Genomic DNA, 21,729 nt, shown 5'->3' with positions numbered 1-21,729 from the left:
AACGCCCCCGCAAAAGCAGAGGCGTTTTAAAAGCAAACAAGCACAAAGTGATTATTTGTTCACTTTGTCGCTTAGTTGTTTTCCGGCTTTGAAACGTACAACTGTTTTAGCCTTGATTTTAATTTCTTTTCCGGTGCGTGGGTTACGTCCTTTGCGAGCAGCACGTTTGCTGGTAGAGAAAGTTCCGAAACCAACTAAAGTAACTCTGTCACCTTTTTTCAAAGTGCCTTCGATACCTGATAATACTGCATCCAAAGCTTCTCCTGCTTGTGCTTTGGTAACTCCGGCAGCAGCCGCGATTTTGTCGATTAAATCTCCTTTGTTCATTTTCTTAAAGATTTTAATTAGTGAAAAAAACTGTTGTGAACCCAAATGAAGCAAGGTATATCAACGATTGCAAGCCCCCCAGCCGCTGAAAGTGTTGATAACTAAGGCTTTTGTAAAAAACAAGGCAATGCAAATACTGTAAAATACTGAAAATCAAACAATTAAATTGAATTTGCTTGCTTCTATACTTTTACAAACTGTTGATATTTAAAAGCGCTAAGCCTTGTGTAGCAATGGTTTCGGGCTATTTATTAAGGTGCAAGCCGCTGAATTAACCATTCACTTTTAGTTTGTGTGTAAGCAATTCTATCGTGAATGCGGTTTGGGCGACCTTGCCAAAACTCAAAATAATCCGGCATCAACACATAACCGCCCCAATGCTTTGGACGCTCAATGTTACCTGCGGTTTTAGTTTGTTCAAATAATGTTTCCAATACTTGTGCCGATTCAATTACGGTGCTTTGTGCCGAAACAATTGCACCAATGCGGCTTTCGAGTGGGCGCGAATTAAAATATGCTTCAGATGTAGCTTCATCTACTTTTTTGAGTATGCCTTCTATGCGTACCTGCCGCTCTAAAGCATCCCAAAAAAACAGAATGGTAGCGTATGGATTTTCACTTATTTCTTTTCCCTTTCGGCTTAAATAATTGGTATAAAAAACAAAGCCTTCTTGGTTTACTTCCTTTAGCAACACCACTCTTGCCGATGGCTTTCCGCTATGTGTGGCAGTAGCGAGTGTCATGGCATTGGGTTCGCGTATGGCACCGTTTTTGGCATCGCCAAACCACACTTCAAATTGTTTGAAAGGATTGGTATTAACCTCCGTTTCGTTTAAGCTGTATTTGCTATAATTTTCTCTTAATTCATGTAAGTTCATAAGCGCACGTATTTCATTATTTACCCTTCAAACCAACACATTTTTTTGAAGAAGAAATCGGAAATTTTGATTGGCAAATTCTGTATAATATTTCTCAATATCCTGCTGCAAAATTGAATAGTACCAAAGATACTATTCATTAAAAACATACCGCCAACAACAACAACCGTTTTAACGCTGTTTTGATTCTCTTAACCCAACTGCGCTCTAAACTTCGGGTTTAAAAACGGATTTGTTTTCCGTTCATAACCGATAGTGGTATCGGGACCGTGCCCGCAAAAAACCTTAGTGGTATCAGGTAATGTTAGCAAACGTGTTTCTATAGAATGAAAAAGATCTTCGCCTTTAGCTCCCGGCAAATCGTATCTGCCGATACTTCCTAAAAACAGCACGTCTCCGGCAACAATAAAGTTGTTGCTTTCGCTATAAAACGAAATACTGCCGGGCGAATGCCCCGGAGTAAACAACACCTTCAACTGTTCGTTGCCAATGTTTACAACATCTCCTTCTTTTAAAAATGCCGAAGGCTCCGGAGAAGGCGGGCAGTTTACGCCAAAAAATTTTCCAAAATTGGGAGCATCGTGCATCAATGGCAATTCAAACTCGTGTATCATTAACGGCACTTGATACTTTTGCACCACAAAAGCATTGCCCGGAATATGATCTATATGGCAATGTGTATTGAGCAACACAACTGGCGTAAGCGCTTCTTGTTTAATATAGCTTGCCAAAATTTTGCACTCCAATTCATTATTGCATCCCGGATCTATTATGGCACATTGCTTTGCTTCATTAAACAATACATACGTGTTTTCGCTCAATGCATTAAATGTAAATTTCTTTACTGCAATCATGTTTGCTACTACTTTATTTTATGGCAGCAAAGTTCGCATTCTTCACGAATAATTTCATGTGCTTTTTGCTGAATAATTCATGTAATATCGCATAGCAGAAATTACGTTATGCAACAACAAATTGCTATTTCAGGTGCCGGTTTGGTGGGTTCATTATTAGCGTGTTACCTTGCCAAGCGGCAATATAAAGTTAGTGTGTACGAACGCAGATCCGACTCTCGAAAAAGCGGCTATGCAGGAGGGCGCTCCATAAACTTGGCCCTCAGCAACCGCGGTTGGGCTGCACTCGAAAACATTGGGCTAAAAAAGGAAATAGAATCCATTGCCTTACCCATGAGTGGCAGAATTATACACCACCTTTCGGGCGAAAAAGTTTTTCAACCTTATGGTAAAGAAGGCCAGGCTATTTACAGCGTAAGCCGCGGCATACTAAACGAAACACTGATGGATGCTGCTGAAAAAGCAGGAGTATCCTTTCACTTCAACCAACATTGTATAGATGTAAATTTTGAAAACACTGAGGCCATTTTTGAAAACACCCAAAGTAAAGCCATTACAAAAATATTGCCCGAAGTGCTGCTTGCTGCCGAAGGTGCTTATAGCGAAGTGCGCTATAAAATGCAACGCACACACAATTTTAATATCAGCCAACAGCACGAAAGCCATGGCTATAAAGAATTAGTAATTCCCGCATTAAACGGCAACCATCAAATAGAAAAAAATGCGCTGCACATTTGGCCGCGCGAAAGTTTTATGATGATTGCACTGCCTAATTTAGACGGCTCATTTACCTGCACACTATTTGCACCTCTAAATGGCGAAAATGGTTTCAACCAATTGAAAACAACCAGTGATGTAACACACTATTTCAACCGTCATTTCCCCGATGCCGTTCCGCTAATGCCTACACTGCTGCAAGACTTCTTTGAAAATCCTACAGGCTCTTTAGTTACCGTAAAATGCTTTCCGTGGAACCTAAACAATACTTGCCTTATTGGCGATGCTGCACACGCAGTAGTACCGTTTTACGGGCAAGGCATGAACTGTGGTTTTGAAGATGTGCGCATCTTAGATGAACTCCTTACCAAACACAATCAACATTGGGAAACTGTGCTAAACGAATTTCAATATTCGCGTAAACCTAATGCCGATGCCATTGCCGATCTTGCGCTATACAACTTTATTGAAATGCGCGACCTAAGCGGCAGAGCAGATTTTCAACTTAGGTTAAAAATCGAAAAGCGAATTGCCGAAGCTTTTCCTGATAAATTTCAAACCCTATACAGCATGGTAACTTTTAACCAAACTCCTTATAGCGAAGCGCAAGAGCGTGGCAAAAAACAAAGCAAGTTACTAGATGAAATTATGCAATTAAACGACATAGAAAACGTTTGGCAGAGCGATATAATATTGCAAAAAGCACAAGCCTGGTTAAGCAACAACTAAATGAACAATATCCAAGAAATTTTTAGAGAAGTAATTGCACTCGAAGCAAATGCCATACAAGCATTGCAACAGCAAAATTTTGAACAATTAGAAGCCGCCACCAATGCAATTTTGCAATGCAAAGGCAGGGTAATTGTTTCGGGATTAGGAAAGAGCGGCATTATAGGAAAAAAGATTTCTGCCACCTTTGCCAGCACCGGCACACCCAGCTTTTTTATGCATACTTCCGATGCGCTGCATGGCGATTTGGGCATGGTAAAAAGCGAAGATATACTACTCTGCATTTCTAATTCCGGAGAAACCGATGAAATACTAAAACTTATTCCAGCACTTAAAAAAAACCATGTAGTTATTATTTCCTTTACCGGAAATCCGGCTTCTACCTTAGCAAAAAACTCCAACTATCATTTTAATACACATGTAGAAAAAGAAGCCTGCCCGCTGCAATTGGCGCCTACAGCTTCTACCGTTGCAGCATTGGTAATTGGCGATGCACTTGCCGTAACTTTAATGAAGCTACGCAACTTTAAAGAACAAGATTTTGCACTCTTTCATCCCGGAGGAAATTTGGGAAGAAAACTCCTGCGTACCGTTGCCGATGAAATGCTAACAGAACCACTGCCACAACTGCCGCTCCATGCCGATATAAAAGAAATAATAAATGCCATCGGCAAATGGCAACTGGGGCTAACCGTAATTACCGATGAACATAAAAACGTAATTGGAATTATTACCGATGGCGACCTGCGCAGAGCAATGGCAAAAACACCACAACAATCTTTTTTCCAGCTTACAGCAAAAGATATAATGACACCCAATCCCGCCACCACACACGCGCAAATGCTGCTTGCCGATGCAGAAATGCTCATGCAATCGCTCAATAAAAATTCACTGCTAGTAATAGAAAATGAAAAACTTAAAGGTGTAATTTACCAGCGCAAAATAAAATACGAATAGCTCCAAGAACCATAGCCGTTCCTAATTTTCTTTATGCCACAAAAAGAAAATTATACCCATTGTTTTAATTGAAAAGATTAGTTTTTAGCTTGCACAAAATTTACATGCTTAGAATGAAACACTATTTTTTAATTCCGCTTTTTTGCTTGGCATTTACCTTTCTCCCCGCACAAGAAAAAACAGAATATGCAGTACTGCGCTACTACTTAATTTCCGGTGAGCGCTGCAAAATTGAACTAAGCACGCAAGAAAAAGTAGAAGTAGTTTTTGAAGGATCTACTTCGGAATACGGCAAGTGGTCGCGCGATTACGACAATGCCACTCCAGCCATAAAATGGATAGCAGAAAATGGTTGGGAACCGGTACAGTTTACACCTCCCAACAATTCAAACAACTCAACTTACTTTTTGCTGAAAAGAAAGAAACCTTAGGCGCTACACTTCTTTTAGCACCGTTCGGAACGCCACAAATTTATCGGGAAACAAATCCTTCACTTCTTGCTGAAGCGCTTTTGAATGTTCGTTTTGGTAGGTAAAATAATCACCTATGTTGTTAGCAAAATACTGAATGGCATACGTAATACCATCGCTTTGGTCGGCTTCTACAACACGGTAAAATTTATGCCCTGTAAAACATCCGGTTGCCAACACTCGGGGAATGTGATCTTCCTTCATGTAACGCACCCACACATCGTTTATATTCAAATCTATTTTTACGGTTACATTGTACACTATCATAATTTACTAAATTTTGAAAACGCAAAAGTAACTTTTGTACCAAGACTAAAATTGTTTCACTACATTTCGCTTGCAAAACAGACCAACATGAAACTAAATAAACCAATTGCAGGCTATCATTTACTCATGATTCTTTCTGCTGTTGATGAACAGTTTACTTTCCAAGAAGATAAGGTAATTGCACAATACATTGCCGAGCAATTTCCCATAAAAGTAGATTTAGATGCCGAAATAGAATTCCTTGCTGCGCTACCTAAAGAGGAATACATGAAACATTTCCAAACAGCAATGGACAATTTTTACAACGATAGTACCGAAGAAGAACGCTTAGATTTAATAGACTTTGCCGTGCAATTGGTAAAAGCCACTAAACCCATCACTAAAGAAGAAAACATCTTTTTAGATGAACTCTTTAATGAATGGACAGAAACTGCAATTTAACACACTTATTCCCGGCATGAATTTTACGGCACAAAATATAAGCCTTGCCGCTTGGGCATGGATTGGATTGGCATTGTTGCTACTTCCCCTTATTTTAAAAAACAAAGCACCTTACGGCAGGTATGTTTCTTCGAAATGGGGCATTACCATTCCCAATAAATTAGGCTGGTTCTTAATGGAAATTATTAGCCCCGCTATGCTTTTGGGCAGTTTCTTTTGGAGCGCACAACCCAAAAGTGGCATTGCTATTTTTTTAGTCTTGCTATGGTGCCTGCACTACTTCAACCGCAGTATTATTTTTCCGTTACGCACCAAAACAAACGGAAAAGTTATTCCGCTTACACTGGTACTTTTTGCCATTATTTTTAATGGAATAAATGCGCTGCTAAATGGCTGCCACCTCGGCAATTTTACCACCACTCCAAATTGGAATACCAACGAAATTATTCGCATTGCCGGTGGGTTTTTAATTTTTATTTCGGGAGCTTATATCAATATTAGAAGTGATAATATTTTACTCAACCTGCGCCAACCGGGCGAAAGCAGCTATAAAATTCCGCAAGGCTTTTTATTCAAATACATTAGCTGCCCCAATCTGCTGGGCGAAATGATTGAATGGATTGGCTTTGCAATAATGGCATGGAATATTCCCGCACTTTCATTTGCCGTATGGACAATTGCCAACCTTGCCCCCCGAACCTTCCACCTTCACCAATGGTATGTGGCAAATTTTGATAACTATCCACGAAACAGAAAAGCACTACTTCCTTTTTTGTGGTAAAAAATTTTAACCGGAGTACCGTAAATTTGCATCAATAATTCTTTATGCTCAACGAAAACTTACCAAAACCAATGGGGCTATATCCCATGACCAAAAAGGTTGGAAATTTATTGTTTGTTTCCGGTATGGGACCGCGCCAAGCCGGGTCAGATTCTATTCCCGGATTAAAGTTAGATAAACATGGAAACTACCTTGAGTTTGATTTCGAAGCACAGGTACACAGCGTTTTTAATAATATAAAAGTTGCTTTGGAAGAAGCGGGAAGCAACTGGAATAAAATAGTGGATGTAACCGTGTTTCTTGTAAACATGAAACGCGACTTCCACACCTTCAATAAAATTTATGCCGATTATTTTAACCAAGTTATGCCATGCCGCACCACGGTTGAAGTAACAGCGCTGCCTTCGGCCATTGCCATAGAAATAAAAGTAATTGCCGAAGTATGAAATTAAATGTTCAATCTCGCAATTGGTAAGCATCTTTCTACCCGTGAACAAACGTAAAATATTCAACGATCCTGTGTATGGTTTCATTACCATTCCGCACGAGTTGATTTTCGATATTATTGAACATCCCTATTTCCAGCGGCTACGCAGAATTAAGCAGTTGGGCTTAAGCGATTACATTTATCCGGGAGCGCTACACACGCGCTTTCATCATGCGCTGGGAGCATTTCATTTAATGCGCAAGGCCATTGCCGTGCTAAAAGTAAAAGGCGTAGAAATTTCTGCCGAAGAGGAGTTGGGTGCCTCCATTGCCATTTTACTGCACGATATTGGACACGGGCCTTTTTCGCACACCTTAGAAAAAACACTTATTAAAGGCGTGCACCACGAGCATATTTCCAAAATATACCTCCAAAAACTGAATCGAGAATTTAACAATAAACTTTCCCTTGCCATTAAAATTTTTGAAGGCTCTTATCACAAAAAATTTCTGCACAGTTTGGTTTCATCGCAGTTAGATGTAGATAGACTCGACTACCTCACCCGCGATAGTTTTTTTACCGGAGTAAACGAAGGCATCATTAGCTACGATCGCATTATTGAAATGATGAACGTAAAAAACGATGAACTTGTAATAGAGCAAAAGGGAATTTACTCTATCGAAAAGTTTATTATTTCGCGCAGGCTCATGTATTGGCAAGTGTATTTACACAAAACCGTTTTATGTGTAGAATGGATGCTGGTAAAAGCCATCGAAAGAGCAAAAGCACTCACGGCAACAGGCGTAGAATTATCATGCTCCGAGGCGCTACATTTCTTCCTTAAAAACCAACTTACACTTTCCGATTTTGAAACAAACGATACTGCCATACAGCACTTTTCTAACTTAGATGATATAGATGTTTTTGCCGCACTTAAAACATGGAAAACAACTTCGGATCATGTGCTTTCGTTTTTGTGCAATGCCATTTTGAATCGCCATTTGTTTAAAATAGAAATGTATAACGAAGCCGTTTTGCCACAAAAGCTAACTGCCTTAAAACAAAGCGCTGCCGCGCATTTCAACCTTTCTGAAGAAGAGGCATCGTGGTTGGTATTTCAAGGCTCTACCTATAACCATGCTTACAATGCCAAACATGCTACCATAAAAGTAATTGATCAAAAAGGTACTGTGCAAAATGCCGAAAATATTTCCGAGCATTTAGAAGCTACCGTGCTCAGCGAAAAAGTGGTAAAGCATTTTGTGTGCTATCCCAAAGAACTATTGCAGGCTAGTTAGTTAAAAGCCTGTTCCGCCTGTATTCCAAGAATTGGTTGGGCGTTGGTCATCTACCAATTGTCGTTTTATAAACATAATATCTACACTCCAACTTTCGCCACTGGGGCCTTCTGTGTCGCCTTTAAACCACCATGTGTTGGTAGAAGTATTAGCGTACACCGCGGCTCGTGTACTTTCTGCATCATTATTACTAGTTGGGTAAAAGCCTGCTACCACAGCCACCCAATCTGCAGTAGAAACACCTGTATTTCTATTAGGGTCATCGCAACCACCACAACTAAAACGTCTAATTACAATCGGTTTACTGCCTGCCACAAAAATATCGCCATTAGCTTCTACGCTCATGCGGTTTTGGTTATTGGTAACCAATACCAAAGGAGCATTGCCTGTTTGTCCTAAGTTATTGCTGGCGGGTGCAGTATTTCCACCCACCAACCAAGCTGCCTGTGTGGTGGTAAGAGTGCCATTGCCATCGGTAATAGCTGCTGTACCCGAAGCGTTAAACGAAAATGCCGTATTAAAACTGCCCGGAGCAGTAGCACCGGTAGGACCGGTAACACCTTGTGCACCTGTGGCTCCCTGCGGGCCGGTAGCACCTTGCGGCCCGGTAACGCCTGCCACACCTTGTATGCCTTGTGGACCCTGAGGGCCGGTATCGCCCGTGTTGCCCTGTATGCCTTGCAGACCTTGTGGGCCGGTGTCGCCCGTATTGCCTTGAACGCCCTGTATGCCTTGTGGGCCGGTTGCTCCGGTTGCTCCACCACTGGTGGGAATAATTACCGAATTGCCGTTTGATATAGTAAGTGTTTGGCTGGCACTATCGAAGTTAAGCGTTTGCGCATCGGTAGGGAAGGGCACCCATTTTGTACCATCCCAGAAGTAAAAGAGAATATCAATAGGATCAAACACCATAAGCCCTTTGTCGGCTGCGGCAAGTGCTGCGGCTAATGCAACACGCTGCTGCTGGTTCAGGCGTGGAGCTAAAAAGCCTTTGTCTTTTGCCGGAGGATCTAAATCCAAAATAGCGTTTGCATTGGGTGTGCTGGTACCTATGCCTATATTGTTTTGAGCGGTAAGAAATAGTGAAGAAAACACTAAAAAAAGCAATGCTGAAAGTGCCGATATCTTTGTCATAAATTCAAACCTACATAAATATTTGGCACTAAAACAGTACCTTGTAGAAGTATTTTTTGTTTAGGTGTTTATGGAATGTAAGCATCTTATCATCTTCAATAAAAAACAATATGCCTTTTATTTTTACACTTTTCATAATTGCCTTACTGGCGGGCTGCCAACCACAACAACCAACGGCACACCAAACCAATACTGCTGCCCAGCGCGACACTATTGTAATAAAAGATACGGTGGTGGTTATTGTAAAAGAAAAAGCAGTAGAAAAACACGAACCCGATACGCCTAAAAAAACGCCTACTCCATTACCGAGCACACCTTTAAAAACCCAAAAGAAAACAACACCCGCATTAACTCCACAGCAATATACCGAGCCTAAAGACACACAATACTTTTACTACAAAAACAGCAAAACCATTTCGGTAAAAATTACTCCATGGGAAAATAGCAGACGCTTTACTATTCTATACGATCCATTTGGAAAAGAAACCTATAAAATGGAAGCTGTAAACAGCAGCTATCAAATATCGGTGTATTTGAAATTTCAAGACAATGGTGCAGTTGCAAATGCTAATATTCACACCAATCCGGGAGCCAGCATGTATTGGTATGAAGACGATATTTCTTTTGACCTGAACAACGAGCCTCTATGGAAAACATCGAAACAGCTACCCGAAACACAGCTAAAAATAAATGTGCCGGAGTACTGGGATAAAAAACTGAAAACCTGGAGAAAACAGGAAAGTATGGAATAGTTGCAGCAAGCCACATCCCTTTAAATCTCCTTATTTTATTATAGTTCTACAAGTTTTTGCGCTATCGTATTTTATTTTCTATAATTATTGCAACTCTTGCATGTATGCTTGTATGGCAATGCAGGTTTTTTGCCTTCGGGCAAATAAAAATTGGAGCATAGAAACACATGAGAACAGTAGAACTACTTAAAATATTAGACAACAAAAACCGCAAAATTTTCCATGCAGGAATAAAGAAACACCATCGAAAAAAACTATTGCTGCTGCTTGATTGGTTTCTAAAAAATGGTGAAGCAACTACCAACAAGAAAGAAATGTATGAAGCGGTTTTTAACGCCCAATACGAAGAAGATAAAGATTACCTGCTACGCAACGAACTGCGCCTATTAAACAATGAATTAGAAGATTTTATAGCATCACTTCCTCTTAATACCGATACATCAAAAGATAATTTACAAAAAGAAATAAACCTGCTGCAACACATTGCAGAAACAGGCAACGAAGCACTTTTTAATACTTATTTCAACACTGCATTAAAACAAGCCTCCCAAGCAGGAAAATTTGAAACACTTGCCAAACTGTATTCTCTCAAAAGCAAGTTCCTAATTAGGTTTAAAGAAATAAGCATTAAAACCTATAACGAAATAATACACCTACTGCAATTAGAAAACCAAGCATTAACTTCGCTATCAGAAGAAACACTGAGTATAAACACCCTTCACCTGCACTATTCACAAAGAGTTTTAGAGCAACTGCAAGGAACATCTAAGTCTTTACCTTCATTAAAAGCACTACCGCTTTTGGCAGAAGCTGCACTCATTATTCAATACAATAAACTAATTGCTGCAAGCTATCTGCAAAAAGGTGAAGAAAAGATTGAAACCCTACTTGCTGCCTTAAAAATACACCCCAAAATTATTGTGCTTCGAGAAGAAAAAAAGCGCGACACAGCTACTATTTATGGCAATATTGCACTTGAATATTTTCTACACGAGCAGCACGAAAAGGCACACCATTACTATAAAAAAGCCATTGCTTCTTGCACTCCCGCACAAATAAATATTGAACTTCTTTTCAACTATTGTATCAACGCGCTTGCAATGGGGCATCACAAATATTTTATAGACATTGCCAAGCAACACCAAACAGCCATTGCCGGCAACCATAAACTAAAATACCGATTTCAATATTTCACAGCTATGGCTTTACTGTTTGAAAACAAGCCCAAAGAAGCCTTTCTGCTATTAGATCACGATATTTCTAAACGCCCCGAAAACGAATACTACTTTTATAGAATGGTATATTCTATGGTTTACTATCAACTAAACGATTTTGATTTAGCAGCGCGTGAACTAGAAAACATCTTGCAGAGTTTTAGATTCCGAAAACCCATAGAAGCCTACGATAAAGCACTGGTAAAAGCTATGCAACAACTGCTTGCCACACATGCGCTTAGGCATCAAAAAGAAAAATACGCCAAAGAACTACACAAACTAAAAAAACAAACCCACGAACTTCGCCAAGATACTACACGTTTCAGCAAAACAATTCACAAATGGTTGCGGTTACAAATAAGTAAAATGGAAAAATAATTGCCATCACAAACGCCACACTTTCACCATGTAAAATATACTTGTTACACTTCTTTTTTGCAGCAATAAAACAAAGGTTTATGAAAAGAAGTTTACTGCTTACCATGTTGCTGTACTTTACTTACAGCACCTATGCCCAACAAATTCTAAAAGATATAAGAAGCGGACAAGACGGCTCCGAGCCCGGCTATGAAAACGCAATTATGCACAACGGCTATCTCTATTTTACTGCTGATGAAATTGGAACTTACAGAGCACTTTACAGAACAGACGGCACCACAGGCGGAACTGAAAAACTATTGGGTGATGTAAATTTCAACGTATTTAACCTCTATGGATTTTTAAACAACGAATTGATATTTACGGCAGGAAATTTTACCGATGGAAGTGCCCTGTACAAAACCTCGGGTACTAACTCTTCTTACACACTAATTAAACAGTTAAACACAGTTGATTTAATTTCTTTTGGAGCAGGCAGCGCAGCCTTGGGCAACCATCTCTATTTTATCGGAGCCGATGAAACACACGGTTTCGAACTTTGGAAAACAGATGGAACCACAGCAGGCACAGAAATGGTAAAAGACATCAATCCCGGCTCCGGCAATGGCATTTCAAACATTAGCATTAACAGCAACTTTGGGAAACTCGGAAACATACTTGTTTTTAGCGCCAACGATTCTACCTATGGCGCAGAACTTTGGAAAACAGATGGCACCGAAGCCGGCACAACTATCTTAAAAGATATTGAATCCAATAACTCGTTGGGAGCTTTCTTTGGTAGCAACCCCACCTACTTTACATTGTTCAACGGCAAACTATACTTCTCTGCATACCGCACAGTAGATGGCAGAGAACTTTGGGTTACAGATGGCACTACCAACGGAACCCAATTAGTAAAAGATTTAGCTACAGGCGATGGCTATCCAAAAGATTTTGTAGTGTGGAATGGCGCTTTATACTTTAATGCCTATGCCACCAACGAGAGCTACACACTTTGGAAAACAGACGGAACTGCCAACGGAACCAATACCGTAAAATTACCTTCTGCCGGAGGGCCTGATTTGCTTTCAAAAATTACTGTATTCAAAAACAAGTTGGCATTTATTGCTGCATCCACCTCCGGCACCACTTCTGTTTGGCTCAGCGATGGCACATCTGCCGGAACTGCAGCAGTTTCTAACAACAATCTTCAATTTTACTCTGTTGGCGATTTGGTATTGGCAACCTCTAACTACTTTTACTTTGCCGGCTCCAACAGCAATGGCACTTTTAACTTGTATCGCAGCGAAGGCACTGCCAACAGCTTGCAGCAATTAACGTCAGGCAGCAATTTCGATATAGATTTATACCAACCATTTTATTTGATGAATAACTGTGTGCATTTTGTGGCTACAGACGGCACCACCGGAAAAGAGCCTTACACCGTTTGCAATCAACAAACCGTTGGTATAAACCACATAGAATTGCTTTCCGCGCAGCTTTATCCCAATCCGGCAAACCATTTACTTAATGTTACCACATCGAGCAACGAAGAACTAGCACTGCATGTTTACAACCTCTCCGGCAATGTGGTAATGCAAACAACCGTAGTAAACAATTTGAATTTAGATATTGCACAGCTAACATCCGGCTTCTATTTCATAGAATTAAAAGCACCCAACGGAGTTTCTACTCGCTTAAAATTCATTAAAGAATAATAAGCACCTTTGCGCTTAATGCAGAAGGGCGAGGAGAATTTATATAGTATTCTCCTCGCCCTTTTTTCTACTATAACTTGAATAACTAGATTACTCTTTTACTAACCATTGGTAGCTAATGGCGCTCTTTACGGCTGTATCGTTTTGTTTTTACCAAGCCCTTGCTTTAGCCTTTTTAGTTTTCTCTTTTGTAAAAAGGTCTGCCGTGTATTTCCCGTAGAGTTCAAATAAAAATTCCATTCTATTTGCTTCCGTTGTGAAGGCTTGCAGACGGTAAGCCAAGTCAACGGCTTTGTCTAACTCATTGTGTGCTTTAATTAAAACTGGTGGCATTGTCAATGGGTCGTAAAGGTCGGCAAGTGAACTGTTAGGAAATTGTAGTCTTGCATCTAAAACCTTTTGAGCTGCTGTTTCAATAGCTTTAATTTGTTTTTCAGTTGGATTTTCTGGCCAAGGAAAATTATTGTAAACTACAGAGTTTGAATATCGATAATCACTTTTTAGTCTTCCACACAAATTGCGAACCCAAGCCATATGCATCTCTGAAGTCAAAATTCCAAAATGAAATATTGTTGCATTAGGAATTATTAAACATAAGTTACTTGCAATAATATTTGATGGCATAAAGCCAATCGGAATATATCTTCTTTTCTCAGACGAAACGCTTGGAATAATTATGTATTCACTTTCACTATGTGAAACAAAAGCAAACTGCGAAGAATTGTTTGCTAATTCTCTTGTGTCCTTTCGTGTACTATTTTCTCTAAATGATTTTACACCTTTTAGTCTTTCTGAAATGAAAGTTGATTTTCTTAAATCAGAAGGTTCAGCATCTTTTAACCATAAACAATATCTTGGAATATTATTTATAAATTCTACGCTTCCAACGTATTTTCTAATATATTTTGAAATAAAAGACTCTTGATTTATTGCTTCATTTTTTACTTCTTCATTAAATAACAAAAAACCACCATCTATTGGCTGATTACCGAATTTGATTTTAGGAACATTGCAAAGTGGGTTTGTCCGTTTAGTGATTAAAATGTCTTTCGCATCAACTAAATACGGATTGATGTTTTTAGCTTTTATTTCGTGGGCTTCGCCTCTAATATCTTCATACTCAAAAATGCTTTTGTTTGCAGTATCGTAGTTAGCGAAACCAACTATCACACAATACACTGCTGCATTTCCTTTTGCTTCGTTGCTCCACTTAAAAGTGCGATGAGCAAAATGAATTTTAATACCGTATTTGTTTAGCATTTGCTTCCAAAGAATACTCGTTTGTTCGCCCTGAACGATAGAGTTTGTGGAAACAAAAGCAACCTTAATTTTGGTGTCTTGTATGTATTTAGCAGCTTTGATATACCAACCTGTTACATAGTCTAAAACTCCGCTACCGTCTGCATTGTCAAATTCTTTTACAATTTGGCTACGTTGAAATTGGGTCATCAACTTAGAACCAATAAAAGGAGGATTACCAATTATATAATTAAACTTTATCTCATTTATTGGTTCTGGCTTGCCTGTGTGAACAGTATAAGTTTCTGCTTGAATATTGGCGGTTTTGTATTCAGCCGCAGGTTCTTTAACTAAATAAATATTGGCGTGCTTTGCAATTACGTTAATCTCATTAACCGGATTTAATAAACTTTGCCAATCTGTTTCTAAGGCATCGCCATGAACAATTTTTGCAGCCTTTTTAAGTGGTAAACGAACAAAGTATTGCCCAAACTCCTGGCTTATTTGCATATTCATTTGATGGTCGATAAGCCACATGGCTACTTCGGCAATTCGTGCAGGAAATTCTTCGTATTCAATTCCGTGCATCATGTCCACATCTAACCAAATAATTTCTCGAACATCTAAGAATCCTTGACCCGATTTGTTCAACACTCTTAAAATTTCAATTTCAAGCAGTCGTAACTCTCTATAAGTAATTACAAGGAAATTTCCACAGCCACAAGCAGGGTCTAAAAACTTAAGTTTGCTCAATTTTTTATGAAATTCTTTGAGTTTGGAGGCTGAGGCTCTCGAAGCCTCAAACTCTTTCCAAAGTTCATCGAGAAAAAGTGGCTTAATGAGTTTTAAAATGTTGGTTTCGCTGGTGTAATGCGCTCCAAGGTTTCTGCGCTCTTTTGGGTTCATTACGCTTTGAAACATGGAACCAAAAATAGCAGGCGAAATTTTGCTCCAATCTATGTAACAACAGTTGAGCAATGCTTGGCGCATTTTTGTGTCGAAACTTGCCATTGGCAGGTTTTCTTCAAACAGTTTCCCGTTTACATACGGAAAATCGGCCAATTGTTCATCAAGGTTTTTAAAACGACTTTCTCTTGGTGTATTTAATACTTGAAACAACTCTTGCAATTTAGCAGCAAGGTCGCTTCCGTCTTCGGCTGTTCGCTGTTCTATATATTCTTGAAATTGCTGCTTGTTGAAAATGGTGGTGTCTTCTGCGAAAAGTAAAAACAGAATACGAACCAAGTAAACTTCTAATGGATGTCCGGTATAGCCAATTTCTTCGAGCCTATCGTGCAGTTTGCCCATTAGCTCTGCTGCCTTTATGTTTGCAGGGTCTTGCTCTTTGTAAACCTTTTTTTGATATCCTAAAATATAACCAAAATGCTGAACATTTTTTACAAGCTCTTTGAGCTTAAACTCTATGATTTTATCATCTTCAAGGTCGTAAAGTCTAAAGCTATCAAAGTCGGAAACAAGAATATATTTTGGCAATTCGTGTTGTTTCAGTCCGTGTGTATATTCTTTTGCTTGTTGGTAGGCATTATCGAGGTTTTTGCCCTTACTTTTCATTTCAATTAAAATCGTTCCTTTCCAAAGCAAGTCTATGTAACCGTCTTTGTTGTCCGCCTTTTTTACTCTGTGTTCAAAGGTAGAAACACGTTTGCTGCTAATGCCAAATACGTTAAAAAATTCAACTAAAAATGGCTTTGCATCTGCTTCTTCGTTTGATGTGCCCGCCCATTCTTTTGAGAATTTTAATGCTCTCTCTTTTATTTCGTTCCAGCTTAATGCCATTCTATAATTGTATGGTTGCTAAGATAAGTTTTAAAATCTTTCTGTTGCTCTAAGCATTGGCTATAGAGGAGTCTTCTGGTTTTGCGAAGGATTTACTTCTTAACTAAGCCGTCTGCTATTGTATTATTTGCCTTGCATGCCCTAACCTTCCAATGTATGCTGCTTTAACCTTGCTATCGAAAACCTGTAAAATACAAACATCCATTTCTATTCAAATTCATTTTTTACCACCCTTTTTCAGAACCAGACTGTACCTTAGCCTCGGCAAAAATTCTTTATGTCTGCTTTAGAAAAACCTACGTTTGAAATTACACCGCTGCAACAATGGAGTAGTACTTCAAAAACACCCTTTGTAATTGCAGGACCTTGCAGTGCAGAAACAGAGCAGCAAGTACTCGAAACCATACGCGCCATAGCCGCCAACGCACCCCAGGTAAACATGCTGCGGGCAGGCATTTGGAAACCGCGCACGCGCCCAAATACTTTTGAAGGTGTTGGCCCTGTTGGGTTGCCTTGGATAAAAAATGCAGGAAAAGAAGTTGGCCTGCCTGTAATGGTAGAAGTGGCCAATCCTCTGCATGTAGAGCTAAGTTTAAAAATGGGCATAGATGCACTGTGGATTGGTGCCCGCACTACCGTATCGCCTTTCAATGTGCAGGAAATTGCAGAAAGTTTACGCGGTGTAAACGTTCCCGTTTTTGTAAAAAATCCGGTAAACCCCGACCTCGATCTTTGGGTAGGAGCCATAGAGCGGCTCTACAATGTGGGCATAAAGAAGCTGGCAGCCATTCACCGCGGCTTTTCTACTTACGATAAAAGTGTTTACCGCAATCCGCCCATGTGGGAAATACCAATTGAACTGCGCAGGCGCTACCCGCAAATTCCCATTATTGTAGATCCATCGCACATTGGTGGCAAGCAAGATATGGTGCAAACGCTGGCACAGCAAGCCATGAACATGAGTTTTGATGGACTAATGATTGAAACCCACATTAACCCCGATGTGGCATGGAGCGATGCACAACAGCAACTTACGCCCGAAGCGCTTGGTTCATTGCTCAATACACTGGTGGTACAAGAAACCAATATTGAAAAAAACAGCTTTGAACACCTTTATGAATTGCGTGCCCGCATAGACCGCATAGACGATTATATAGTAGAACTGCTGGGAGAGCGCATGAGCATTAGCGAAGAAATAGGCGTTTTTAAAAAGAAAAATCGCTTAGCTATTCACCAGGCAGAGCGGTGGGCAAATATTGTGAAACGCACGCTGGAAAACAGCAAACGTGCAGGCTTAACCGAAGAGTTTATTCTAAAAATGTTTCAGCAAGTGCATAATGAAAGCATTCGCCATCAAGAAAAAGTAATGAAATAAAAACGCTGCGCAAACACAACGCCAATAGTCTATTGCCCTATTTCGTATTCATTAAACTTGTAATGGTTTACGGATGGCTGAATAAAACAAAATTTTGCGCTTTACATTTGTAAAAACAAGCGCTACACATGAAGCCGGTATTTATTGTTGGGTTTATGGGTGCTGGCAAAACCGGCACCGGCAAAAGGCTTGCCAATGCACTTAAACTAGAGTTTATTGATGTTGATTGGGAAATAGAAAAGCGCATCAAAAAAAGCATATCGGAGCTGGTACTTAAAGAAGGAATAGAAGAGTTTCGCACCATTGAGCACGATGTGCTTATTTCGCTCAACTACGATGGAAAACTTATTGCTACCGGAGGTGGCACACCCTGCTTTTACGACAATATGGAATACATGAACTCGTTGGGTACCACTGTTTTTTTTGATGTAAACGAAGAAATTTTATTCAGCAGGTTACGCAGCCAAGAACACCGCGATAGGCCACTCATTGCAAGCCTTTCCGGTGAAGAATTGCGCGATTTTATTCAAAAGAGTTTAGTACAGCGCAGACCTTTTTACGAAACTGCCAACCTTACTTTTAATCCCGTAAAAATGCACGTAGATGAAATGGCAAAAGCCATATTAGCTTACGAACAGCAAACCACCGCCATAGCAGCAACAGAATAACACTTGCACTTTGCTTACGCAAAAATTTTATTACCTATCCAAAGCGCCATTTTTTCTGCCTTTCCGGGCTGCTCATTTATAAGCAAGGGCGAAACAATCTTAACTGCATCGCTAAACATACCAAACGATTGCTTTAAGTTAGATACAGTTGGCCGCTGTAATACTTTTCCTCCGGCTCCTTGCACCGCAACCGCAAAGAAATGCCGCAGCAACAAACTGCGTTTCCGCGAAACAGCAGATAGCAATGCCACCGGCTGGGCAGCTTGCTTTCCACCTTGCTTTAAGTAATCGAAACACGCTTGGCTCAGCGTTTCGTGCGAAAACACTTTGTACAGTGCATTTGCTAAAATATTGATGGTAGCATCGGAGCTGCTGCGCTGCTCGTAAAAGTTTTTAACTGCTGCCAAAATATTCGCCTTGGTAAAAACGCTGCTCTCCTGAATTGATAGCAGTAAATCGCCCAAGCGTTTCACATCAGAAAAAGCAACCGTCATTCCTCCGCCCGTAAGCGGATGGCGCATATTAAGCGCATCGCCCATAATTACAACTCCCGCTTTATACTTCGGTTTTGCCGGCAAATAGTGGTTGGGCATTACCTTAAACTTTCCCTCTTGTATGGCAGCATCAAAAGAAGGATACATCATTTTAGGTAAAAACGGGCGCACTTGCTCCTGCAAATAGGTATTCAACAGCGCGCCTTTGCGCGGTGCTTCGCCTCCCGGAAAATCTATGAGCATACGCGTTTCGCTGCTGCTAATAGGGTATGCCAAAAATGGAGTTTTTCCTCCTGCAAAAACATGACCATGATTTGGAAATGGAAGACTGCAATGCTTTAATACCAAGCCTAAAAAATAGCCACTCACTTCCTTTTGTATTTCGCAAAGTTGGTTTCTAAACACCGAAAAAATACCATCGCTAACTACTGTAAGTGCTGCCGTAAAAAGCACTTCGCTATCGGAGTTTTTTAACCTTACTCTAATGCCCGTTACGTGTGTTTCTGTTTGTTCCAAACCTGCCACTTCACCTTCTACACAAGTAACATTAGTGCCTTGCTTGGCTGCCGCTCTTATTTTTTCTACAAACTTACCATTGTGAAATCCGCGCCCCATAAGGTTATTTCCTGCTGCGTCTTTTGGGTATTCAACCGTAAAGTGTTCGTTGTTTTTAAATACTGCATAGCCCGACACTGCTTGTGCATCAAAGCCTTCTAAACAATGTTCCAGCTGCATGGCTTTAAGCTGCTCTACGCCTCCCGGTTGCAATAGTTCGCCCACAATGCGGTCTTGCTCGCGCCAATCTTTTTCTACCAATAGAATTTTTAGTCTGCTTTGCCGCAAATAAGCAGCCAGCGAAGCTCCGGTAATTCCTGCGCCTACAATGGCAATATCAAATGTTGAATCGGCATTCATTGCTAAAAGAAAACTGTTTGTTCAATTGTAATGGTAGCAGGTGTTTCCCATTGGTAAGGCTGCGGTTTGTACAGTGTGGTTTTTATTGCAGCCACTTGGCTCAGCACCTGCGCACCCAATGGTGTATTAGAAGTGGTTTTGCTCTCAATTAGCGATAGCGCCTGCTCTGCAAACTTTTGAAAATCGCTCATATCGTTGGTGTAAACCATAATAGATGCCGCTTGCGGCTTGCGAATTTTTACCGTAGAGGTAAACACAGCCGCATTGTTGTAAACCTCTGCCAAAGTAGCCAGCGCCATAGCCTGCGGAATAGCGCAAAACCTAAACACCTCTTTGTTTTGCAACAACCGCAAATACGTAAAACAATCCTGCACATGCGTAAGTGCATCGACCACTAATTCGTTTAAGCAGGCCAACGATTTTGGGTGCTGTGGGTTTTTGCTGAACCACGAAAAATCATCGGTATATTTTTGCCATACTTCGCTATACCAAAAAATACGCTGCTGCAAAAGGTCTTCAAAATAATCGCGTATAATGTTTGTTTTTTGAAGCATTAAACCCATAGCATTAGAAATGCCGAGTTGGTTTTTTAATTGTGTGTCTTCTTTACCCGAAGCCGAAAATAAACCAGAAAGCCCATAGCCAACCAAACCTGCAACATAGTGACAGTACAAGTTGTAGTCGTCTTGCGTATGCAACTTGCTTGTGGCAAATTGTGCCATACCATCGCCCATTTTGCGGCAAATATCTGTAATAACTTCACGGTACTTGGGTTCCAACTTATTGAATGCCCGCGCCACTTTGTAATAATGCAGCAGCAACAAACGGTAATCGGGCGTATCGCCAATATTTTCGAGTTGCAACGATTCGTTGCCGCACTGCTTGTAGAAATTTTGCAGCAGGTGCAGTTTCTGCGGCAGCGGCAAATTCATATCGTCTTCAATAGTATCTAAACCGCGCAGGGTGAGGTAAAAAATACAAACTGGATTGCGCAATGCTGCAGGTAATTGCTGAATAACTACTGCAAACGAGCGCGATACTTTATTCAATGCAGCATAGCAAAATTCTATATCGGCCATTTGAAATGCTGCTGCTCTTAAATCTACATCGCTCGAACTGCTCCCTTGTATTTTTAACAAAGCAATTAGTTCTTTGGTGGTGTGTGGCAAATTTTTTAGTACAGTACTCATGGTGAATTTTTACTGCAAAAAAGGTTGCCGCAACCACCTCAAACGCCCGCAGTACACAATTAAGACAAAGCAGCAGGTCTAAACTTTAAAACCAATTGAATTTCAATTTATTAGAGGCGTTTTAATTGCCAAATTGGGCAGTACCGTTGGGAGTTTAGACTTCTTATTGCCCTCACACAAAGTCTCGATTTCTACATTTGCACTCTATAATTTTTTCTACACTGTATGAAACGCACTTTTTCTGTAATGGCATTTATGTTTCTTTCTCTCCTGCTTTTTGCAAAAATACGAGGCGATAAAGAAAAGATACTTGGCTACTGGATGAATGAAGAGCACGATATTATTATCTATATTTTTGAAGATGCCAACAACCTTTTTCAAGGTAAAATTGTGTGGTTGAAAGATTCCTTAGATGAATACGACAACTATAAGCGCGATGTAATGAATAGCAACTCTAAATTGCGCTCCCGAAAACTAATTGGCACAAACATACTTTGCGATTACAAATACGATGCAGGAGATAAAGAATGGGAAAGTGGCAGAATTTACAATTTTGAAAACGGAAATACCTACCGCAGCAAAATGTGGATTAACGAGGAAGGAGTATTGCGTGTGCGCGGGCATTGGTGGATTTTATGGTTTTTAAGCAAAACTAAAAGCTGGACCAAATCTATTCCTCCCGAACTGCTCCATGCCGTAGCACGAAGAAAATAATCCTTACCAACCGAAG

The 21,729-nt window shown here is 40.2% G+C and carries 21 protein-coding genes; 13 read left to right on the top strand and 8 right to left on the bottom strand.

Going from position 1 to position 21,729, the window contains the following annotated elements:
• Positions 1–51: 51 nt before the first annotated feature.
• From KF872_09575 to KF872_09565, 3 genes are all read right to left on the bottom strand, one after another.
• Positions 52–327 carry an HU family DNA-binding protein gene (locus KF872_09575; GenBank protein MBX2903793.1) on the bottom strand — a complete coding sequence of 92 codons (276 nt, stop codon included), beginning with the start codon at positions 325–327 and terminating at the stop codon, positions 52–54.
• A 251-nt stretch (positions 328–578) separates the two neighbouring features.
• Complete coding sequence (gene pdxH / locus KF872_09570) at positions 579–1,205, bottom strand: pyridoxamine 5'-phosphate oxidase (GenBank protein MBX2903792.1); 627 nt, start codon at positions 1,203–1,205, stop codon at positions 579–581.
• Positions 1,206–1,396: 191 nt separating this feature from the next.
• A complete protein-coding gene (locus tag KF872_09565; protein MBX2903791.1) occupies positions 1,397–2,059 on the bottom strand; it encodes an MBL fold metallo-hydrolase in 663 nt (220 codons plus the stop codon).
• 108 nt (positions 2,060–2,167) lie between these two features.
• On the opposite strand from KF872_09565, the gene KF872_09560 reads away from it, so the two are divergent.
• The 3 genes from KF872_09560 to KF872_09550 all read left to right on the top strand — a co-directional run bounded on the left by KF872_09560 (position 2,168) and on the right by KF872_09550 (position 4,893).
• Positions 2,168–3,505 (top strand): FAD-dependent monooxygenase, encoded by a 1,338-nt coding sequence (locus tag KF872_09560; GenBank protein ID MBX2903790.1) that lies wholly within the window; start codon positions 2,168–2,170, stop codon positions 3,503–3,505.
• Positions 3,506–4,462, top strand: a complete 957-nt coding sequence (locus tag KF872_09555; GenBank protein MBX2903789.1) for a KpsF/GutQ family sugar-phosphate isomerase — start codon at positions 3,506–3,508, stop codon at positions 4,460–4,462.
• 113 nt (positions 4,463–4,575) lie between these two features.
• Positions 4,576–4,893, top strand: coding sequence for a hypothetical protein (locus tag KF872_09550; GenBank protein MBX2903788.1), 318 nt, complete (start codon positions 4,576–4,578; stop codon positions 4,891–4,893).
• Positions 4,894–4,896: 3 nt separating this feature from the next.
• Here KF872_09550 and KF872_09545 read toward each other — a convergent pair whose 3' ends face one another.
• On the bottom strand, positions 4,897–5,199 hold the full coding sequence (locus KF872_09545; protein ID MBX2903787.1) for a DUF4286 family protein: 303 nt from the start codon (positions 5,197–5,199) through the stop codon (positions 4,897–4,899).
• A gap of 87 nt (positions 5,200–5,286) precedes the next feature.
• On the opposite strand from KF872_09545, the gene KF872_09540 reads away from it, so the two are divergent.
• Genes KF872_09540 through KF872_09525 form a run of 4 tightly spaced genes read left to right on the top strand, consistent with a single transcriptional unit; the run spans position 5,287 to position 8,146 of the window.
• Positions 5,287–5,640 carry a hypothetical protein gene (locus KF872_09540; protein MBX2903786.1) on the top strand — a complete coding sequence of 118 codons (354 nt, stop codon included), beginning with the start codon at positions 5,287–5,289 and terminating at the stop codon, positions 5,638–5,640.
• Positions 5,603–6,421, top strand: coding sequence for a DUF1295 domain-containing protein (locus KF872_09535; GenBank protein ID MBX2903785.1), 819 nt, complete (start codon positions 5,603–5,605; stop codon positions 6,419–6,421). The genes KF872_09540 and KF872_09535 overlap by 38 nt, the downstream gene beginning before the upstream one ends.
• Positions 6,422–6,465: 44 nt before the next feature.
• A complete protein-coding gene (locus KF872_09530; GenBank protein ID MBX2903784.1) occupies positions 6,466–6,867 on the top strand; it encodes a RidA family protein in 402 nt (133 codons plus the stop codon).
• Between the two features lie 31 nt (positions 6,868–6,898).
• Complete coding sequence (locus KF872_09525; protein MBX2903783.1) at positions 6,899–8,146, top strand: HD domain-containing protein; 1,248 nt, start codon at positions 6,899–6,901, stop codon at positions 8,144–8,146.
• On the opposite strand, the gene KF872_09520 is transcribed toward KF872_09525, so the two are convergent.
• Positions 8,147–9,280: a collagen-like protein gene (locus tag KF872_09520; GenBank protein ID MBX2903782.1), complete on the bottom strand. Its 1,134-nt coding sequence runs from the start codon at positions 9,278–9,280 to the stop codon at positions 8,147–8,149.
• Positions 9,281–9,390: 110 nt separating this feature from the next.
• Here KF872_09520 and KF872_09515 point away from each other — a divergent pair, with 110 nt between their 5' ends.
• The 3 genes from KF872_09515 to KF872_09505 all read left to right on the top strand — a co-directional run bounded on the left by KF872_09515 (position 9,391) and on the right by KF872_09505 (position 13,321).
• Entirely contained in the window at positions 9,391–10,032 is a 642-nt protein-coding gene (locus tag KF872_09515) for a hypothetical protein (protein MBX2903781.1), read from the top strand.
• Between the two features lie 167 nt (positions 10,033–10,199).
• The gene (locus KF872_09510) at positions 10,200–11,624 is read left to right on the top strand and encodes a hypothetical protein (GenBank protein MBX2903780.1); all 1,425 of its coding nucleotides are present in this window, start codon (positions 10,200–10,202) and stop codon (positions 11,622–11,624) included.
• An 80-nt stretch (positions 11,625–11,704) separates the two neighbouring features.
• Positions 11,705–13,321 carry a T9SS type A sorting domain-containing protein gene (locus KF872_09505; GenBank protein ID MBX2903779.1) on the top strand — a complete coding sequence of 539 codons (1,617 nt, stop codon included), beginning with the start codon at positions 11,705–11,707 and terminating at the stop codon, positions 13,319–13,321.
• 150 nt (positions 13,322–13,471) lie between these two features.
• Here the strand turns inward: KF872_09505 and KF872_09500 are convergent, their stop codons facing one another.
• On the bottom strand, positions 13,472–16,162 hold the full coding sequence (locus KF872_09500) for a class I SAM-dependent DNA methyltransferase (GenBank protein ID MBX2903778.1): 2,691 nt from the start codon (positions 16,160–16,162) through the stop codon (positions 13,472–13,474).
• 472 nt (positions 16,163–16,634) lie between these two features.
• Here KF872_09500 and KF872_09495 point away from each other — a divergent pair, with 472 nt between their 5' ends.
• Positions 16,635–17,732 (top strand): bifunctional 3-deoxy-7-phosphoheptulonate synthase/chorismate mutase type II, encoded by a 1,098-nt coding sequence (locus KF872_09495; GenBank protein MBX2903777.1) that lies wholly within the window; start codon positions 16,635–16,637, stop codon positions 17,730–17,732.
• 128 nt (positions 17,733–17,860) lie between these two features.
• Entirely contained in the window at positions 17,861–18,400 is a 540-nt protein-coding gene (locus tag KF872_09490; GenBank protein MBX2903776.1) for a shikimate kinase, read from the top strand.
• 14 nt (positions 18,401–18,414) lie between these two features.
• On the opposite strand, the gene KF872_09485 is transcribed toward KF872_09490, so the two are convergent.
• Together KF872_09485 and KF872_09480 are read right to left on the bottom strand one after the other, a co-directional pair.
• A complete protein-coding gene (locus KF872_09485) occupies positions 18,415–19,809 on the bottom strand; it encodes an FAD-dependent monooxygenase (GenBank protein ID MBX2903775.1) in 1,395 nt (464 codons plus the stop codon).
• A 2-nt stretch (positions 19,810–19,811) separates the two neighbouring features.
• Complete coding sequence (locus KF872_09480; protein MBX2903774.1) at positions 19,812–20,999, bottom strand: squalene synthase; 1,188 nt, start codon at positions 20,997–20,999, stop codon at positions 19,812–19,814.
• A 225-nt stretch (positions 21,000–21,224) separates the two neighbouring features.
• Between KF872_09480 and KF872_09475 the strand changes: the two genes are divergently transcribed.
• Complete coding sequence (locus KF872_09475) at positions 21,225–21,713, top strand: DUF2147 domain-containing protein (GenBank protein ID MBX2903773.1); 489 nt, start codon at positions 21,225–21,227, stop codon at positions 21,711–21,713.
• Positions 21,714–21,729 lie beyond the last annotated feature (16 nt).

The sequence above is a fragment of the Chitinophagales bacterium genome (genome assembly GCA_019638515.1).
GTDB lineage: Bacteria > Bacteroidota > Bacteroidia > Chitinophagales > LD1 > UBA7692.
The sequence above is the reverse complement of the archived record's forward strand: the minus strand, read 5'-3'. Positions and strand labels throughout refer to the sequence as shown.

What these genes read in the sequence shown, in the direction of transcription:
- KF872_09490 (MBX2903776.1), top strand. Translation starts at nt 17,861, where the DNA reads ATGAAGCCGGTATTTATTGTTGGGTTTATGGGTGCTGGCAAAACCGGC.
- KF872_09510 (MBX2903780.1), top strand. Translation starts at nt 10,200, where the DNA reads ATGAGAACAGTAGAACTACTTAAAATATTAGACAACAAAAACCGCAAA.
- KF872_09515 (MBX2903781.1), top strand. Translation starts at nt 9,391, where the DNA reads ATGCCTTTTATTTTTACACTTTTCATAATTGCCTTACTGGCGGGCTGC.
- KF872_09560 (MBX2903790.1), top strand. Translation starts at nt 2,168, where the DNA reads ATGCAACAACAAATTGCTATTTCAGGTGCCGGTTTGGTGGGTTCATTA.
- KF872_09565 (MBX2903791.1), bottom strand. Translation starts at nt 2,059, where the DNA reads ATGATTGCAGTAAAGAAATTTACATTTAATGCATTGAGCGAAAACACG.
- KF872_09480 (MBX2903774.1), bottom strand. Translation starts at nt 20,999, where the DNA reads ATGAGTACTGTACTAAAAAATTTGCCACACACCACCAAAGAACTAATT.
- KF872_09520 (MBX2903782.1), bottom strand. Translation starts at nt 9,280, where the DNA reads ATGACAAAGATATCGGCACTTTCAGCATTGCTTTTTTTAGTGTTTTCT.
- KF872_09535 (MBX2903785.1), top strand. Translation starts at nt 5,603, where the DNA reads ATGAACTCTTTAATGAATGGACAGAAACTGCAATTTAACACACTTATT.
- KF872_09530 (MBX2903784.1), top strand. Translation starts at nt 6,466, where the DNA reads ATGCTCAACGAAAACTTACCAAAACCAATGGGGCTATATCCCATGACC.
- pdxH (MBX2903792.1), bottom strand. Translation starts at nt 1,205, where the DNA reads ATGAACTTACATGAATTAAGAGAAAATTATAGCAAATACAGCTTAAAC.
- KF872_09550 (MBX2903788.1), top strand. Translation starts at nt 4,576, where the DNA reads ATGAAACACTATTTTTTAATTCCGCTTTTTTGCTTGGCATTTACCTTT.
- KF872_09575 (MBX2903793.1), bottom strand. Translation starts at nt 327, where the DNA reads ATGAACAAAGGAGATTTAATCGACAAAATCGCGGCTGCTGCCGGAGTT.
- KF872_09495 (MBX2903777.1), top strand. Translation starts at nt 16,635, where the DNA reads ATGTCTGCTTTAGAAAAACCTACGTTTGAAATTACACCGCTGCAACAA.
- KF872_09505 (MBX2903779.1), top strand. Translation starts at nt 11,705, where the DNA reads ATGAAAAGAAGTTTACTGCTTACCATGTTGCTGTACTTTACTTACAGC.
- KF872_09555 (MBX2903789.1), top strand. Translation starts at nt 3,506, where the DNA reads ATGAACAATATCCAAGAAATTTTTAGAGAAGTAATTGCACTCGAAGCA.
- KF872_09475 (MBX2903773.1), top strand. Translation starts at nt 21,225, where the DNA reads ATGAAACGCACTTTTTCTGTAATGGCATTTATGTTTCTTTCTCTCCTG.
- KF872_09545 (MBX2903787.1), bottom strand. Translation starts at nt 5,199, where the DNA reads ATGATAGTGTACAATGTAACCGTAAAAATAGATTTGAATATAAACGAT.
- KF872_09540 (MBX2903786.1), top strand. Translation starts at nt 5,287, where the DNA reads ATGAAACTAAATAAACCAATTGCAGGCTATCATTTACTCATGATTCTT.
- KF872_09485 (MBX2903775.1), bottom strand. Translation starts at nt 19,809, where the DNA reads ATGAATGCCGATTCAACATTTGATATTGCCATTGTAGGCGCAGGAATT.